We start from the raw sequence: 14,246 nt of genomic DNA, 5'->3' as shown, positions 1-14,246 counted from the left end.
GCGTGGCACGCCGTGGCCGCTTCCCAAACGCCTCGGGGTGTCCAGGTAAGACAGCTGCCCTAGCTCTTGAGGGACAGGCTCGCTGACGACGGGGCTCCCTGGCTGTCTGGGTGTGGGTGGAGGTCAGTTGTCACTTCGCTTGGGAACCGTGACTTTGGGGCACTCTTTTTTCGCCCGTTCCGGATCGTACACATCCCAGTAGCGGCAATTTCGCAGGAGGGTCAACAAGTCGCTTGCCTCCTTTACGGCCTTTGATGCGTCCTCAACGCCTTTGGTGTTTCTCTGCAGCGCGCGATCCGTGTCGTCGAGAACCCTGATCACGGAAGTTGTCACGAATACTGTCGCAATTGCCACCAGTATCGGCAAGGCTATTTGGCTGGCGCGAAACAAGCGTCTAGAAGTCTTTTCAAATTCTAGTTGGTTGCCTCTCCTTGCGGGCGTTTCGAGAATTGTCGCAACCTTAAGCCTGGCATCTTGCTCAGGTCCGTCTACCAGAACCGAGAGCTGTACAGTCTGCCCCTTGGCGATCAGCCCTGGATGTAGACGCAACTCGCTGCCAGCGTGTGACGTTACAGCAGGTGCAGACGTGGAGGGTTCTACTCTGGAGTCCAGTATGGAAATCACAGGGGCGCCGAAGTCGAAGATTAGGGAGTTTTCGGCATTGGCGAAGTCGGAAACCTGTATGTCACGCCGTCCGGAATTCTTGATGAGGATTTCTACGAGCCTTGGCTCAGTCAAGGAGCTTTGTCCATGACTTACGGTGATCGCCGTTGCCGCGTTGACATCCCGGAGAAGCGTGGAATTAGTATGCTGGCGCCATATGAGGCGACGCTTTGGGTTTACGCTGCGAAGCGTTGCCCAGGCCGCAAGAATTGCAACGATGGCGGTCGTAGCTACGGTGATTACTGTGTTCCAGAAGTCATTGGAACCAATGTAGCTTTCTGCGGATATCAACGTTTCGCCCCGAAGGTGTGCGTGCGGGCTGTAGCCGCGCCCAGACAGACGTCAGCCGAGTGAAGCAGGATCGCGAGAGATCAGAGCTAACCGCCTCGCGTTGTAGCCAAGTTGAGACTCGGGTTCTCGCGCCCCAACCTATCTGGCGCGATGCTTTCGGGCTTGCCCCAGTGTGGCGCTGATGGGTGCCTACCTGCTCGAATGCCCTGGCCAGCGGGGACGGGCTGGGCCGTCTGTGGGCCGTCCGAGGAGAGCCGACCATGACCAGAGACGACCAATGACGACCACCATGCACGGGGTGAGCAGCAGGTCACGCGATTCGATCTGCGACACTTGGTGGGTCATGCCTAAGCCCGGAGAACTCACATTCGTCGCCCCCCGCGGAGCCAAGAAGCCGCCGCGGCATCTTGCTGATCTCACGCCTGCGGAGCGTAAGGAAGCTGTTGCCGCGATCGGTGAGAAGCCGTTTCGTGCCAAGCAGCTGTCGCAGCACTACTTCGCGCGGTTCGCGCATGCGCCGGAGGAGTGGACCGACATCCCGGCGGGTGCGCGGGCCAAGCTTCAGGAGGCGTTGCTTCCGGAGCTGATGACGGTCGTGCGGCATCTGTCGACGGACCAGGAGACGACCCGCAAGACGCTGTGGCGGCTGTTCGACGGGACGCTCGTGGAGTCGGTGCTGATGCGGTACCCGGACCGGGTGACCATGTGCATCAGTTCGCAGGCCGGGTGCGGGATGAACTGTCCCTTCTGCGCGACCGGGCAGGCGGGGCTGGACCGGAATCTGTCCACCGCCGAGATCGTCCATCAGATCGTCGATGGGATGCGGGCGCTGCGGGACGGGGAGATCCCGGGTGGGCCCGCTCGGCTCTCCAACATCGTCTTCATGGGGATGGGGGAGCCGCTCGCCAACTACAACCGGGTCGTCGGGTCCATTCGCCGGCTCACCGACCCGGAGCCGGACGGGCTCGGGCTTTCGCAGCGTGGGATCACGGTGTCGACGGTCGGGCTGGTGCCTGCCATCCACCGGTTCGCGGACGAGGGCTTCAAGTGCCGGCTCGCGATCTCGCTGCACGCGCCGGACGACGAGCTGAGGGACACGCTCGTGCCGGTGAACACGCGGTGGAACGTGCGCGAGGTGCTGGACTCCGGGTGGGAGTACGCGGCGAAGTCAGGCCGGCGGCTGTCCATCGAGTACGCGCTGATCCGGGACATCAACGACCAGGCGTGGCGCGGTGACCGCCTGGGCCGGTTGCTCAAGGGCAAGCCTGTGCATGTCAATCTGATTCCGCTGAACCCCACGCCCGGCTCGAAGTGGACCGCCTCGCGGCCCGAGGACGAGAAGGCGTTCGTCGAGGCCATCGCCGCCCACGGGGTGCCGGTGACGGTCCGGGACACCCGGGGGCAGGAGATCGACGGGGCGTGCGGGCAGCTGGCGGCCACGGAGAAGTAGCCCGTCGGCACCGGCCGTGAGTCGGAATCCGGCCAAGGGGTACCCTGACGTCCGTACGCATATCTTCATATTCCGGCAGGGGAGCGCCACAGCGCTGAGAGTGCGGCAATCGGGCCGCAGACCCTCTGAACCTCGCCCAGGTCATTCTGGGTAGGAAGTTCGGTCATCACTCAAGCTGTTGCGCCCTGCCCGGGAACCCCTCGTGGAGTCCCGGGCAGGGCCGCGTCTCTTCCTGGTCACCCCAGGAGGAATCAATTCAGTGGGCATCACCAAGACCAAGAAGGCAACGGTTCTCGCCGTCGGGCTGGGGCTCCTCACGCTGTCCGCGTGCGGGTCGACGGACTCGGGCAGCGGCAGCGGCGGCGACTCCAAGACCGTCACGCTCGTCAGCCACGGGTCCTTCGCCTACTCCAAGGACGTGCTGAAGGCGTTCGAGAAGGAGTCCGGGTACAAGGTCAAGGTCCTCAAGAGCGGTGACGCGGGGCAGGCCGTCAACCAGGCGATCCTGACCAAGGACAACCCGCAGGGCGACGTCTTCTTCGGCGTCGACAACACGCTGCTGTCCCGCGCGCTCGACAACGGCCTCTTCCAGCCGTACGAGGCGAAGGGGCTCGACAAGGTCGGGGCCGCCTACCAGCTCGACAAGGACGAGCACCGGGTCACGCCCATCGACTCCGGTGACATCTGCGTCAACTACGACAAGGCCTACTTCAGTGAGAAGAAGATCGAGCCGCCGCGGTCGTTCGACGATCTGATCAAGCCCGAGTACAAGGATCTGCTCGTCACCGAGAACGCCTCCACCTCCTCGCCCGGGCTCGGATTCGTTCTCGGTACGGCCGCGAAGTACGGCGACGACGGGTGGGCGAGCTACTGGGAGAAGCTCAAGGCCAACGGGGTGAAGGTCGTCGACGGCTGGGAGCAGGCCTACTACCAGGAGTTCTCCGGGTCCACCGACGGCAAGAAGGCCGGCGGCGACCGGCCGCTCGTCGTGTCGTACGCCTCCTCGCCGCCCGCCGAGGTCGTCTACGCGGACCCCCGGCCGAAGACCGCGCCGACCGGCGTCGCGACGGGTACCTGCTTCCGGCAGATCGAGTTCGCGGGGCTGCTCAGCAACGCGAAGAACGCCGAGGGCGGCAAGGCGCTCGTCGACTTCCTGATCTCGAAGAAGTTCCAGGAGGACATGCCGCTCAACATGTTCGTGTACCCGGTGGTCGAGGGGGCGTCCGTGCCCGTCGAGTTCACCGAGTACGGGCCCGCGGCGAAGGACCCCGAGACCATGGCGCCGAAGAAGATCGCCGAGAACCGTGACCAGTGGGTCAAGTCGTGGACCTCTCTCGTACTGAAGTAGCGAAGGCGTCAGCAGCGAAGGCGTCAGTGGCGAAGGCGTCTTCGCGAAGGACACCTACGGGGAACGCTGCGCGGCTCGGGCTCATGGCCCTGCCCGTCGCGTTCTTCGGGGTGTTCTTCGCCTATCCCGTCGCGGCGATCGTCGTACGTGGGCTGAAGCTCGACGGGGTCTGGCAGTTCGGGCGGATCGGGGAGGTGCTGGGGGACTCCGGCATCCGGCATGTGCTGTGGTTCACCACCTGGCAGGCGCTCGTCTCGACCGCACTCACGCTGCTGATCGCGCTCCCCGGCGCGTATGTGTTCGCGCGCTTCGATTTCAGGGGCAAGGAGATCCTGCGGGCGGTCGTCACCGTGCCGTTCGTGCTGCCGACCGTGGTCGTCGGTACGGCGTTCCTGGCGCTGGTCGGGCACGGCGGGCTGTTCGACGAGCTGTGGGGCGTACGGCTGGACACGACGGTCTGGGCGATCCTGCTCGCGCATGTGTTCTTCAACTACGCGGTTGTCGTCCGGACCGTCGGAGGGCTGTGGGCGCAGCTCGACCCTCGGCAGGAGGAGGCCGCGCGGATGCTCGGCGCGTCGCCGTCGGCGGCCTGGCGGAGGGTGACCCTGCCGGCGCTGGCGCCCGCCGTGGCCGCCGCCGCGCTGATGGTGTTCCTCTTCACCTTCACCTCCTTCGGGGTGGTGCAGATCCTCGGTGGGCCGACGTTCTCGACGCTCGAAGTGGAGATCTACCGGCAGACCTCGGAGATCTTCGACCTGGCGACGGCCGCCGTACTGACGATCGTGCAGTTCGTGGCGGTCGGTCTGATCCTCGCCCTGCACGCGTGGACCGTACGGCGGCGGGAGACCGCGCTGCGGCTGGTGGACCCCTCGCTCACGGCACGGCGGCCGCGCGGAGCGGGGCAGTGGGCGCTGCTCGGCGCGGTCCTCGCCACCGTCGTCGTACTGATCCTGCTGCCGCTGGGTGTGCTGGTGGAGCGGTCGCTCGACGCGCCGGGCTTCGGCTACTACAAGGCGCTGACCAGCGACGACAGCGGGATCTTCCTGGTGGCGCCGATCGAGGCGGTCGGTAACTCGCTCAAGTACGCGGGCGCGGCGACCGTCATCGCCCTACTGATCGGCGGCCTCGCGGCGGCCGCGCTCACCCGGCGGGCCGGCCGGCTCGTCCGGGGCTTCGACGCGCTGCTCATGCTGCCGCTCGGGGTGTCCGCGGTGACCGTCGGCTTCGGGTTCCTGATCGCGCTGGACGAGCCGCCGCTGGACCTGCGCAGTTCCTGGATCCTGGTGCCGCTGGCACAGGCCCTGGTGGGCGTCCCCTTCGTCGTACGGACCATGCTGCCCGTGCTGCGGGCGGTGGACGAGCGGCTTCGGGAGGCGGCGGCCGTGCTCGGGGCGTCGCCGTGGCGGGTGTGGCGGGAGGTCGACCTGCCGATGGTGCGGCGGGCGCTGCTGGTCGCGGCCGGGTTCGCCTTCGCCGTGTCGCTCGGGGAGTTCGGGGCGACCGTGTTCATCGCCCGCGCCGACAACCCGACCCTGCCGGTCGCCGTGGCGCGGCTGCTCGGGCGGCCGGGGGCCCTCAACTACGGCCAGGCGATGGCCCTTTCGACGATTCTGATGGTGGTGTGCGCGGTGGCCCTGCTGGTGCTGGAGCGTCTTCGTACCGATCGCACGGGGGAGTTCTGATGTTGCTCCGGCTGGAGGACGCGACCGTACGGTTCGACGGGCGGCCCGTGCTCGACGCGGTCGGTCTGGAGGTCGCCGAGCACGAGATCGTGTGCGTGCTGGGGCCGAGCGGCAGCGGCAAGTCGACGTTGCTGCGGGTGGTCGCCGGGCTCCAACCGCTCGACGGCGGGCGGGTGTCGCTCGACGGGCACGATCAGTCGGGCGTGCCCGCGCACAAGCGCGGTGTCGGCCTGATGTTCCAGGACCATCAGCTCTTCCCGCAGCGGGACGTGGCCGGGAACGTCGCCTTCGGGCCGCGGATGCGTGGCGCGGCGAAGGCTGAACGAGCGGTACGGGTCAAGGAGTTGCTGGAGCTGGTCGGGCTGCCCGGGGCCGCGCGGCGGCGGGTCGGGGAGCTCTCCGGTGGTGAGCAGCAGCGGGTCGCGCTGGCCCGTGCCCTCGCCCCACGACCCCGGCTGCTCATGCTCGACGAGCCCCTCGGCCAGCTGGACCGCTCGCTGCGGGAGCGGCTTGTCGTCGAACTCCAGGAGCTGTTCGGGGAGTTGGGGACGACCGTGCTGGCGGTCACGCACGACCAGGGGGAGGCGTTCGCGCTGGCCGACCGGGTCGTGGTGATGCGGGACGGGCGGATCGCCCAGTCCGGCACGCCGCTCGACGTGTGGCAGCGGCCGGTGGACGAGTTCGTGGCCCGTTTCCTCGGCTTCGACAACGTGGTCGACGCGACGGTCACCGGGCAGGCCGCCGACACCCCGTGGGGCAAGGTGCCGGTGCCGGAGGGCTCGGCGCAGGGGGCGTGCGCGCTGCTCGTCCGGCCCGCCGGGGTACGGCTGGTGGACGTGGCCGACGGGCTGCGCTGCACCGTGGCCGCGCGTACGTTCCGGGGCACCCATGTCGCCGTGCACCTCCAGCCGGGGGGCGCGCCGCGCCTGGAGGCGGCGTGCGCGCTGCGGGACGCGCCGGAGCCCGGCGACGAGGTCGGCGTCTGCTTCGACGCGGCCGAAATCATGGTGCTGGGAGGCGGTCCGGCCGCATAAGGTGCGGCACCATGCCGATGCGTACGCGAGAACCACAGGCCCGCCATGACCGCTACTGCGCCGAGATCGAGCTCCAGGTACGGCGGTTGAGGGGCATCGTGACCTCCGGCGCCGATCTCTCGGCGACCGTGCCGACCTGCCCCGACTGGTCACTGGAACAGCTTCTGCGGCACACCGGCGGCGCCTTGCGCTGGGTCGAGCTGAACGTACGGACCCGGGCGAAGGAGGAGGTGCCCGAGCCGGAGGTCCCGCTGTGCGAGGGACCCGAGGAGCGGGGGGACCCGGCCGCGCTGGACGCGTGGCTCGCGGAGACCGGCGAGATGATCGTGGCCACACTGCGCGAGGCGGGGCCCGAGGCACCGGTGTGGTCGTGGGGCTGGGAGCACAGCGCGGGGTTCTGGGCCCGCCGGATGGCCCATGAGCAGGTCATCCACGGCGCCGACGCCGCGCTCACCGTCGGTCGGCCGGTGGAGGTGGCGCCCGACATCGCCGCCGACGCGATCGACGAGTGGCTGGAGATCGTCGAGTTCGTGCAGCGGACCATGCCGCACGACGCGGCGACGGAACTGCGCGGCCCGGGTCGGAGCATCCACCTGCACGCCACCGACACCTCCGCCGAGGTGAACGCCGAGTGGCTTGTCGAGCTGACCGAGGATGTCGTGCGCTGGCGCCGGGGGCACGAGAAGGCGACGGTCGCGCTGCGCGGGCCGCTCGCCGAGATCCTGCTCGCCTTCTACCGTCGGCTGCCCCCGGACAGCGGCGAGTTGGAGGTACTGGGGGACCGGGAGCTGCTGGACTTCTGGCTGGTGCGGGCGACGTTCGGGTGAGGTGAGGCGAGCCGTGACAGGCGTACGGCCCGCGCCCCTCTTCGGGGGCGCGGGCCGCAGCCGTACGAGGTGGGTCAGCGGGTGGAGGCCCCGCGTCGCCGCATGCTGTAGTGCACGGCACCGGCGCCGAGAAAGACCAGGGCCGCCGCGATGGCGGCGATGGGGCCGGTGTTGGTGTCGGAACCGGTCTCGGCGAGGTTGGACTCACCCTCGGGTGAGGGAACGTTGTTGTCGCTCGAACCGGCGGGTGCGGTGCTCTCCGAGGCCGACGGCGTGGGGGAGTTCTTGGTCTCGGACGGCTCGTCCTCGCCCTTGTTCTCGTCCTGTGCCGGTTCCTTGGGGCTCTGCGAGGCGGCGGGCGGGGTTTCCGCCTTCGCGCAGGCCGTGGCGGGCGCGGTCAGGATCGGCAGATCCTCGTCGACGTACTTCTTCGCCTTGATGTGGACGCGGTACTCGGCGTTGGGTTCCCAGGCCTCCGCGAAGGTGATGGTGACACCCTCGGCGGTGGAGCCCTTGATCTCGTCGGTGCCGACCAGGCGCAGGTCGGCCCCGTTGTTCTCCAGATAGACGCTGACTTCCGCCTTGATGCCCAGCGGGTCGACGTCGGTGACGCGGATGACGCCCTTGTCGCCGTCGCACTCCGCCACGGCGGAGAAGTCCTTGATGCTGCAGGCCGCGGCGCTGCCCGCGATGCCGAGCACGAGTGCGGTGGACGCGGAGGCGACACCGAGACAACGCACCGTTCGCGTGATACGGGGAGATATGGACACGTTTGCCCTTCAAGAGAGGCACATAGGTGGGGGGTGAGGGAGGTGTGCCGCCGGAACAGCGGCTTCCCCATGTGCCTCACAGGTTTATAAGCGCGCCATAAGTACTGTCAATCCGAAGAAGTGTCCGAGCAGTTGGCTTTGCCCGCTGATTAACCATCCGGACGTTTGACCTCCGTTCAGCAACGCGCGTAGCCCTGCGCGCAACCCTCAGCTCCCGAGGCGGGCCAAGGCCTCCGGGGCCTCGTCGATGTGATCCACCAGGGCGATCCGGGCCTCCATCGAACGGCCGCGCGCCAGCGCTCGGACCAGCGGCCAGGCGGGCAGCTTCTCCGTCCAGTGGGCGCGGTCGACGAGGACCATGGGGGTCGGTTCGCCGCGCGACTCGTAGTAGTTGGGGGTCGTGTTGTCGAAGATCTCCTGGACGGTTCCGGCGGCGCCCGGCAGGAAGACGACACCGCTGCCGCAGCGGGCGAGGAGACCGTCCTCGCGGGTGGCGTTGGCGAAGTACTTGGCGATGTGCGAGGCGAACGGGTTCGGCGGCTCGTGGCCGTAGAACCAGGTGGGGATACCGACGGAGGTCCCGCCCCGGGGCCAGCGGGTGCGCACCTCGAAGGCGGCGGCCGCCCACTCGGTGATCGAGGGCGTGAACTTCGGCGCCTTCGCGAGGAGCGGGAGCGACTCGGCGAGCATCTCGTCGTCGTACGGGGCCGCGTAGGCGCCCAGGTTCGCCGCCTCCATCGCGCCAGGACCACCGCCGGTGGCGACGGTGAGACCCGAGCGCGCCAGCGTACGGCCGAGGCGCGCGGCACCCTCGTACGCCTCCGTGCCGCGCGCCATCGCGTGGCCGCCCATCACACCCACCACCCGCGCCCCGGAGAGGAGTTCGTCGAGCGCGTCCGAGACGGAGTCGTCGTGGACGGCGCGCAGCAGGGAGGAGAGGACGTCCCGGTCGGCCTTGGTCCGCTGGAACCAGGCGTACGAGCGGGCGTCGGGCGTCGCCTCGTAACCGCCGTCCGACAGGGACGTGAAGAGCTCGTCGGGGGAGTAGACCAGGCCGCGGTACGGATCGAAGGGCAGGCCGGGGACGGGTGGGAAGACCAGGGCGCCGTCCGCGCGGATCTTCGCCGCCGCCTGCTCGCGCATCGGGCAGCCGAGGAAGACCGCGCCCGCCGTGTCGGTGGCGAGCAGTTCGCGCGTACGGTCCGTCAGGTCGACGGCCTGGATCCGGTATCCGGCGAGGGAGCCGCGCGCCGAGACGGTCGCGTCGAACTCCTCCAGCGTCTCTATCTCATGGTCACCGTGGTGGGCCGCATGGGCGGGCATCGTCTGCACCCGCCCATGCTAGGGCGCTCCGCCGGCGGAGCGGCGGCCATGACCGTGGGCCCGCGGGTGTGTGCGCGAGTGCGCGTGCGTCGTGGCTTGTCGCGCGGTTCCCCGCGCCCCTTCGGGGGCGCGGTGTGACGGGCACGGTTGTCGGCCGAGGCTCAGCCCTCGATCGCGGCCGGGTCCATCCACATGACTTCCCAGGTGTGGCCATCGAGGTCGTCGAAGGCGCGGCCGTACATCTGCGGGTACTCCTGGACCTGCTCCGAGGCGGTGCCACCGGCGGCGACGGCCTTGTCGACCAGCTCGTCGACCTTCTCGCGGCTCTCGGCGCTCAGACAGATCAGCACCTCGCTGGTCTTCGAGGCGTCCGCGATCTCCTTCTTGGTGAAGGACGCGTAGAACGGCTTGGTGAGCAGCATCGCCACGATGGTGTCGCTGATCACGACGGAGGCCGCGTTGTCGTCGCTGAACCGGGGGTTGAGCGAGTACCCGAGCTCCGTGAAGAACTTCTTCGAGGCGTCGAGGTCGTTCACGGGCAGGTTCACGAAGATCATCTGCTGGTATGTCTGGCTCATGGCGAGGCCTCTCCCATTCGGTTTCGGTCTGTACGGAGGGATAGACGGGGGGCGCCCGCGAAACTCATCGCCGGTCGCGGACTTTTTTCGTACGGCTTTTCCGTACCGGCTTTCGGTGCGTGTCTCAGGCGGCCAGCGGGAGCGCCGCCAGCACGGCGACCGTCCAGGTCAGCGGGCCGAACACGGTCAGCAGGGCGCCCGCGCGGACCAGGGCGGCCCGGCGGGGCAGAGCCCTGGGCGCCCCCATCCGCAACAGCGCGGCCGTGGTGTCCGCGTGCGCCCGGCGGGCCTCGACGGCGGCTGTCGCGAGGGTGAGGACGGTGCTGCCGGCCACGACGGCCGCGCCCAGCAGGGTGAGCGGCCCGACCGTGGGGCGCGTGCCGGAGGCCAGCGTCACCATGGTGTACGCGCCGGAGGCCACCGCGCACACCACCCCGAGCGGCCGCCCGATCCGCCGGGCCTCCTCCTGGAGCACCCGACCGGCGAGCAGCCGCAGCGCGCCGGGGCGTACGGCCTGGAGCAGCAGCCCCGTGAAGTGGGTGAGCCCGGGGCCGGCCAGGACCAGGCCCAGCGCGGTGAGCAGCCAGCCGCCGAGGACTCCGGCGGGGCTGTCCGCGAGGCCGCCGGGCAGGGTGAGGGCGGAGCCGGCGTCGGACTGTCCGGCGTAGGTCTCGATGGCGAGGCCGACGGCGAGCACGGCGATGCCCCAGGGGAGGCCGCCGGGGGCGGGGCGCGGAGTCGGCGGTTCCGGCTGCTCGGCCGGTGCCGGGGGCCCGGCGGCCTCCTCGTCCGGCTCCTCCTCGTACCGCGTCGCGCCGGCCGGTGCCGCGGCGCGTCGGCGGAGGTCGAAGGTGTCGTACGCCATGAAGCGGGTCCGGGGTCCGGCGGGCCGGGCCCGGGTGTCCCTGGGGCGCAGGACGAGGGCGGTCGTCAGGGAGGCGACGGCCGGGACCAGGGCGAGGAGGGTGAGGGCGGCCGGCACGGGCAGGGGCCGCTCGGCGGCGAGGACGTCGGCGGCGGCGCCGTCGAAGGGCATGCCCGTGAGGTCGCCGCGCAGATGGAGGAAGAAGAGCAGGGCGAGGAGCGAGCCGAGGACGGTGGACAGGGCCGTCGTGACCGCCGAGACGGCCATCAGCCGGCCGGGGCCGAGGCCGATGGCGGACAGGCCGGGGCGGGGCCGGGTGCCGGGGTCCGTGCGGGCCACGGTCACCGCGAAGTACACGGTGGCGGCGGCGGGCGCGACGCACCACCCCAGGCGGAGCACCGAGCCGGCCGGGGCGTTCGGGTGGGCCATGGCGTGTCCGAGGGCGCAGAGCAGCAGGAAGCCCGTGCCGCCGGTGGCCGCGGTGACCAGGAGCCGGCGGAGCTGGACGACGGGGTGGGCCCGGCGGGCTAGGCGGAGAGCGAGCACGCGGCCCGGCCTTCCCCGTCCGCGGCGGCGGGCAGCTGGACGGTCTTCACACACCGTCCGTCCAGCAGGGACACCGCCCGGTCGGCGAGGGACGCGGTCTCGGCGTCGTACGTGGCGAGGACGACCGTGATGTCGTGCGAACGGGCCGCCGTGGTGAGGGTGCGCAGCACATGGGTGTGTTCGGCGCGGTGCAGCTGGGCGGTCGGCTCGTCCGCGAAGAGCACGGTGGGGGCGGCGACCAGGGCGCGGGCGACGACCACCCGCTGGCGCTCGGACTGGAGGAGGGCGTGCGGCCGTTTGCGGGCCGAGTCGCGGATGTCGAGGCGCTCCAGCCACTCCAGGGCGGCGGCCTTGGCGGCCCGGCGGCCGGTGCCGCGCAGCATCAGCGGCAGGGCGGTGTTCTCCCAGACGTTCAGCTCGGGCACGAGGACCGGCTCGGGGTCGATCCAGCCGAAGCGGTCGCGGCGCAGCCGTTCACGGGCGAGCGGGCCCATGGTGTGCACGGGAATGCTGTTGAACCACACCGCGCCCTGCTGGGGCCGCAGTTGTCCGGACAGACACCGCAGGAGCGTGGTCTTGCCGCTGCCGCGCGGGCCGGTGACGGCGAGGATCTCGCCCTCGCGGACGCCCAGCGACACGTTTTGCAGCGCGGGCGAGCCGTCGTGCGCGTAGGTCAGACCACGTGCCCAGAGCACGTCGTTGTCCGGCGGGGCCACCATGGGCGTACACCTCGGTTCGGATCAGGATTGCCGGGGGGAGTCCCCCGTCCGGGGGAACGAAGGCAGGGCCGATCGGTTACAGGGGCACGCTAGGGAGTCAGGGTGGTGGGGGCCGGACGGCACACGGCCCGGGACGCACCCATCTCACTCGGATGGGTGCGTCCCGGGCCGTTTGAACAACCGCTGCGGACGATTCAGAGGAGCGTCCACGCCTCCGTCAGGGTCGCCCGCAGGATCTGCTCGATCTCGTCGAAGGTCGACTGGTCGGAGATCAGCGGCGGTGCGAGCTGGACGACCGGGTCGCCGCGGTCGTCGGCACGGCAGTACAGGCCGTTCTCGAACAGCTTCTTCGACAGGAAGCCGTAGAGGATCCGCTCGGTCTCGTCGTCGTCGAAGCTCTCCTTCGTGGCCTTGTCCTTGACCAGCTCTATCCCGTAGAAGTAGCCGTTGCCGCGGACGTCGCCGACGATCGGCAGGTCGTACAGCTTCTCCAGCGTGGACCGGAAGGCGCCCTCGTTGTCGAGGACGTGCTGGTTGAGGCCCTCGCGCTCGAACAGGTCGAGGTTGGCGACGCCGACGGCCGCGGAGACCGGGTGGCCGCCGAAGGTGTAGCCGTGCAGGAAGGTGTTGTCGCCCTTGTAGAACGGCTCGGCGATGCGGTCGGAGATGACACAGGCGCCTATCGGGGAGTAGCCGGAGGTCATGCCCTTGGCGCAGGTGATCATGTCCGGGACGTAGCCGAACTTGTCGCAGGCGAACATCGTGCCCAGCCGGCCGAAGGCGCAGATGACCTCGTCCGACACGAGCAGCACGTCGTACTGGTCGCAGATCTCGCGGACCCGCCGGAAGTAGCCGGGCGGCGGCGGGAAGCAGCCGCCGGCGTTCTGCACCGGCTCGAGGAAGACCGCCGCGACCGTCTCAGGGCCCTCGAAGAGGATCTGCTGTTCGATCTGGTCGGCGGCCCAGCGGCCGAACGCCTCCGGGTCGTCGCCGAAGAGCGGGGCGCGGTAGATGTTGGTGTTCGGGACCTTGTGCGCGCCCGGCACCAGCGGCTCGAAGGGGGCCTTCAGGGCCGGCAGACCCGTGATGGACAGGGCGCCCTGCGGGGTGCCGTGGTAGGCGACCGCGCGGGAGATGACCTTGTACTTGCCCGGCTTGCCCGTGAGCTTGAAGTACTGCTTGGCGAGCTTCCAGGCGGTCTCGACCGCCTCGCCGCCGCCGGTGGTGAAGAAGACCTTGTTGAGGTCGCCCGGCGCGTAGTCGGCGATACGTTCCGCCAGCTCCACGGCCTTCGGATGGGCGTAGGACCACACCGGGAAGAAGGCCAGCTCCTGCGCCTGCTTGAAGGCGGTCTCCGCCAGCTCGGTGCGGCCGTGGCCCGCCTGGACCACGAACAGACCGGCGAGACCGTCGAGGTACCGCTTGCCCTTGTCGTCGTAGATGTACGTGCCCTCGCCCCGGACGATGGTGGGGACCGGGGCGTTCTCGTACGAGGACATGCGGGTGAAGTGCATCCACAGGTGGTCGTACGCGGTCTGGCTGAGGTCCTTGGGGCTCACGGTCATCGCGTCCTCACGGTCATCGGGTTCCCCACATGTAGGTCTGCTTCTTGAGCTTGAGGTAGACGAAGCTCTCGGTGGAGCGCACGCCGGGCAGGGTCCGGATGCGTTTGTTGATCACTTCGAGGAGGTGGTCGTCGTCCTCGCAGACGATCTCCACCATGAGGTCGAAGGAGCCGGCGGTGATCACGATGTACTCCACCTCGGACATGGCCGTCAGCGCGTCCGCCACGGGATCCAGGTCGCCGTCGACGTGGATGCCGAGCATCGCCTGCCGCCGGAAGCCCACGGTGAGCGGGTCGGTGACGGCGACGATCTGCATCACGCCCTGGTCGAGCAGCTTCTGGACGCGCTGGCGCACGGCCGCCTCGGACAGGCCGACGGCCTTGCCGATCGCCGCGTACGGCCGCCGGCCGTCCTCCTGGAGCTGCTGGACGATGGCGAGGGAGACGGCGTCCAACTGCGGGGTGCCGTTCCTGGGCTCCTTGGTGTCCCTCCTGGGTTCCCTGGAGTCTCTCTGGTCTGCGCTTCGACTGGCCACGGCCTCACTGTGCACGACGTCTCGGCGGTTCCGCAAGGCTGGACCGATGA

At 69.5% G+C, this 14,246-nt stretch carries 13 protein-coding genes; 5 read left to right on the top strand and 8 right to left on the bottom strand.

Going from position 1 to position 14,246, the window contains the following annotated elements:
* Nucleotides 1–123 precede the first annotated feature (123 nt).
* A complete protein-coding gene (locus I8N67_RS14490) occupies nt 124–738 on the bottom strand; it encodes a hypothetical protein (RefSeq protein WP_200303480.1) in 615 nt (204 codons plus the stop codon).
* Nucleotides 739–1,297: 559 nt separating this feature from the next.
* Between I8N67_RS14490 and rlmN the strand changes: the two genes are divergently transcribed.
* From rlmN to I8N67_RS14465, 5 genes are all read left to right on the top strand, one after another.
* Nucleotides 1,298–2,404 carry a dual-specificity RNA methyltransferase RlmN gene (gene rlmN, locus I8N67_RS14485; protein ID WP_200303479.1) on the top strand — a complete coding sequence of 369 codons (1,107 nt, stop codon included), beginning with the start codon at nt 1,298–1,300 and terminating at the stop codon, nt 2,402–2,404.
* Nucleotides 2,405–2,663: 259 nt separating this feature from the next.
* Nucleotides 2,664–3,752, top strand: a complete 1,089-nt coding sequence (locus I8N67_RS14480) for a thiamine ABC transporter substrate-binding protein (RefSeq protein ID WP_200303478.1) — start codon at nt 2,664–2,666, stop codon at nt 3,750–3,752.
* Between the two features lie 83 nt (nt 3,753–3,835).
* Entirely contained in the window at nt 3,836–5,434 is a 1,599-nt protein-coding gene (locus I8N67_RS14475; protein WP_200303477.1) for an ABC transporter permease, read from the top strand.
* Entirely contained in the window at nt 5,434–6,468 is a 1,035-nt protein-coding gene (locus I8N67_RS14470; RefSeq protein WP_200303476.1) for an ABC transporter ATP-binding protein, read from the top strand. Before I8N67_RS14475 ends, I8N67_RS14470 begins: the two co-directional genes overlap by 1 nt.
* A gap of 11 nt (nt 6,469–6,479) precedes the next feature.
* Nucleotides 6,480–7,295, top strand: coding sequence for a maleylpyruvate isomerase family mycothiol-dependent enzyme (locus I8N67_RS14465; RefSeq protein WP_234045686.1), 816 nt, complete (start codon nt 6,480–6,482; stop codon nt 7,293–7,295).
* Nucleotides 7,296–7,369: 74 nt separating this feature from the next.
* On the opposite strand, the gene I8N67_RS14460 is transcribed toward I8N67_RS14465, so the two are convergent.
* The 7 genes from I8N67_RS14460 to I8N67_RS14430 all read right to left on the bottom strand — a co-directional run bounded on the left by I8N67_RS14460 (nt 7,370) and on the right by I8N67_RS14430 (nt 14,211).
* The gene (locus I8N67_RS14460) at nt 7,370–8,065 is read right to left on the bottom strand and encodes an LAETG motif-containing sortase-dependent surface protein (RefSeq protein WP_200303475.1); all 696 of its coding nucleotides are present in this window, start codon (nt 8,063–8,065) and stop codon (nt 7,370–7,372) included.
* 207 nt (nt 8,066–8,272) lie between these two features.
* The gene (locus I8N67_RS14455) at nt 8,273–9,397 is read right to left on the bottom strand and encodes an LOG family protein (protein ID WP_200303474.1); all 1,125 of its coding nucleotides are present in this window, start codon (nt 9,395–9,397) and stop codon (nt 8,273–8,275) included.
* A 152-nt stretch (nt 9,398–9,549) separates the two neighbouring features.
* Complete coding sequence (locus tag I8N67_RS14450) at nt 9,550–9,966, bottom strand: VOC family protein (protein ID WP_200303473.1); 417 nt, start codon at nt 9,964–9,966, stop codon at nt 9,550–9,552.
* A gap of 124 nt (nt 9,967–10,090) precedes the next feature.
* A complete protein-coding gene (locus tag I8N67_RS14445) occupies nt 10,091–11,377 on the bottom strand; it encodes a hypothetical protein (protein ID WP_200303472.1) in 1,287 nt (428 codons plus the stop codon).
* The gene (locus tag I8N67_RS14440; RefSeq protein ID WP_200303471.1) at nt 11,359–12,096 is read right to left on the bottom strand and encodes an ABC transporter ATP-binding protein; all 738 of its coding nucleotides are present in this window, start codon (nt 12,094–12,096) and stop codon (nt 11,359–11,361) included. The genes I8N67_RS14445 and I8N67_RS14440 overlap by 19 nt, the downstream gene beginning before the upstream one ends.
* Before the next feature lie 194 nt (nt 12,097–12,290).
* Nucleotides 12,291–13,661, bottom strand: coding sequence for an aspartate aminotransferase family protein (locus I8N67_RS14435; protein WP_200303470.1), 1,371 nt, complete (start codon nt 13,659–13,661; stop codon nt 12,291–12,293).
* 13 nt (nt 13,662–13,674) lie between these two features.
* Nucleotides 13,675–14,211 carry an Lrp/AsnC family transcriptional regulator gene (locus tag I8N67_RS14430; protein ID WP_200303515.1) on the bottom strand — a complete coding sequence of 179 codons (537 nt, stop codon included), beginning with the start codon at nt 14,209–14,211 and terminating at the stop codon, nt 13,675–13,677.
* Nucleotides 14,212–14,246 lie beyond the last annotated feature (35 nt).

Origin of the sequence: Streptomyces adelaidensis (assembly GCF_016598475.1) — a bacterium.
GTDB classification, from domain to species: Bacteria; Actinomycetota; Actinomycetes; order Streptomycetales; family Streptomycetaceae; genus Streptomyces; species Streptomyces adelaidensis.
This window is presented reverse-complemented; position numbering and strand designations above follow the sequence as displayed.

What these genes read in the sequence shown, in the direction of transcription:
- rlmN (WP_200303479.1), top strand. Translation starts at nt 1,298, where the DNA reads ATGCCTAAGCCCGGAGAACTCACATTCGTCGCCCCCCGCGGAGCCAAG.
- I8N67_RS14475 (WP_200303477.1), top strand. Translation starts at nt 3,836, where the DNA reads ATGGCCCTGCCCGTCGCGTTCTTCGGGGTGTTCTTCGCCTATCCCGTC.
- I8N67_RS14470 (WP_200303476.1), top strand. Translation starts at nt 5,434, where the DNA reads ATGTTGCTCCGGCTGGAGGACGCGACCGTACGGTTCGACGGGCGGCCC.
- I8N67_RS14465 (WP_234045686.1), top strand. Translation starts at nt 6,480, where the DNA reads ATGCCGATGCGTACGCGAGAACCACAGGCCCGCCATGACCGCTACTGC.
- I8N67_RS14450 (WP_200303473.1), bottom strand. Translation starts at nt 9,966, where the DNA reads ATGAGCCAGACATACCAGCAGATGATCTTCGTGAACCTGCCCGTGAAC.
- I8N67_RS14440 (WP_200303471.1), bottom strand. Translation starts at nt 12,096, where the DNA reads ATGGTGGCCCCGCCGGACAACGACGTGCTCTGGGCACGTGGTCTGACC.
- I8N67_RS14435 (WP_200303470.1), bottom strand. Translation starts at nt 13,661, where the DNA reads ATGACCGTGAGCCCCAAGGACCTCAGCCAGACCGCGTACGACCACCTG.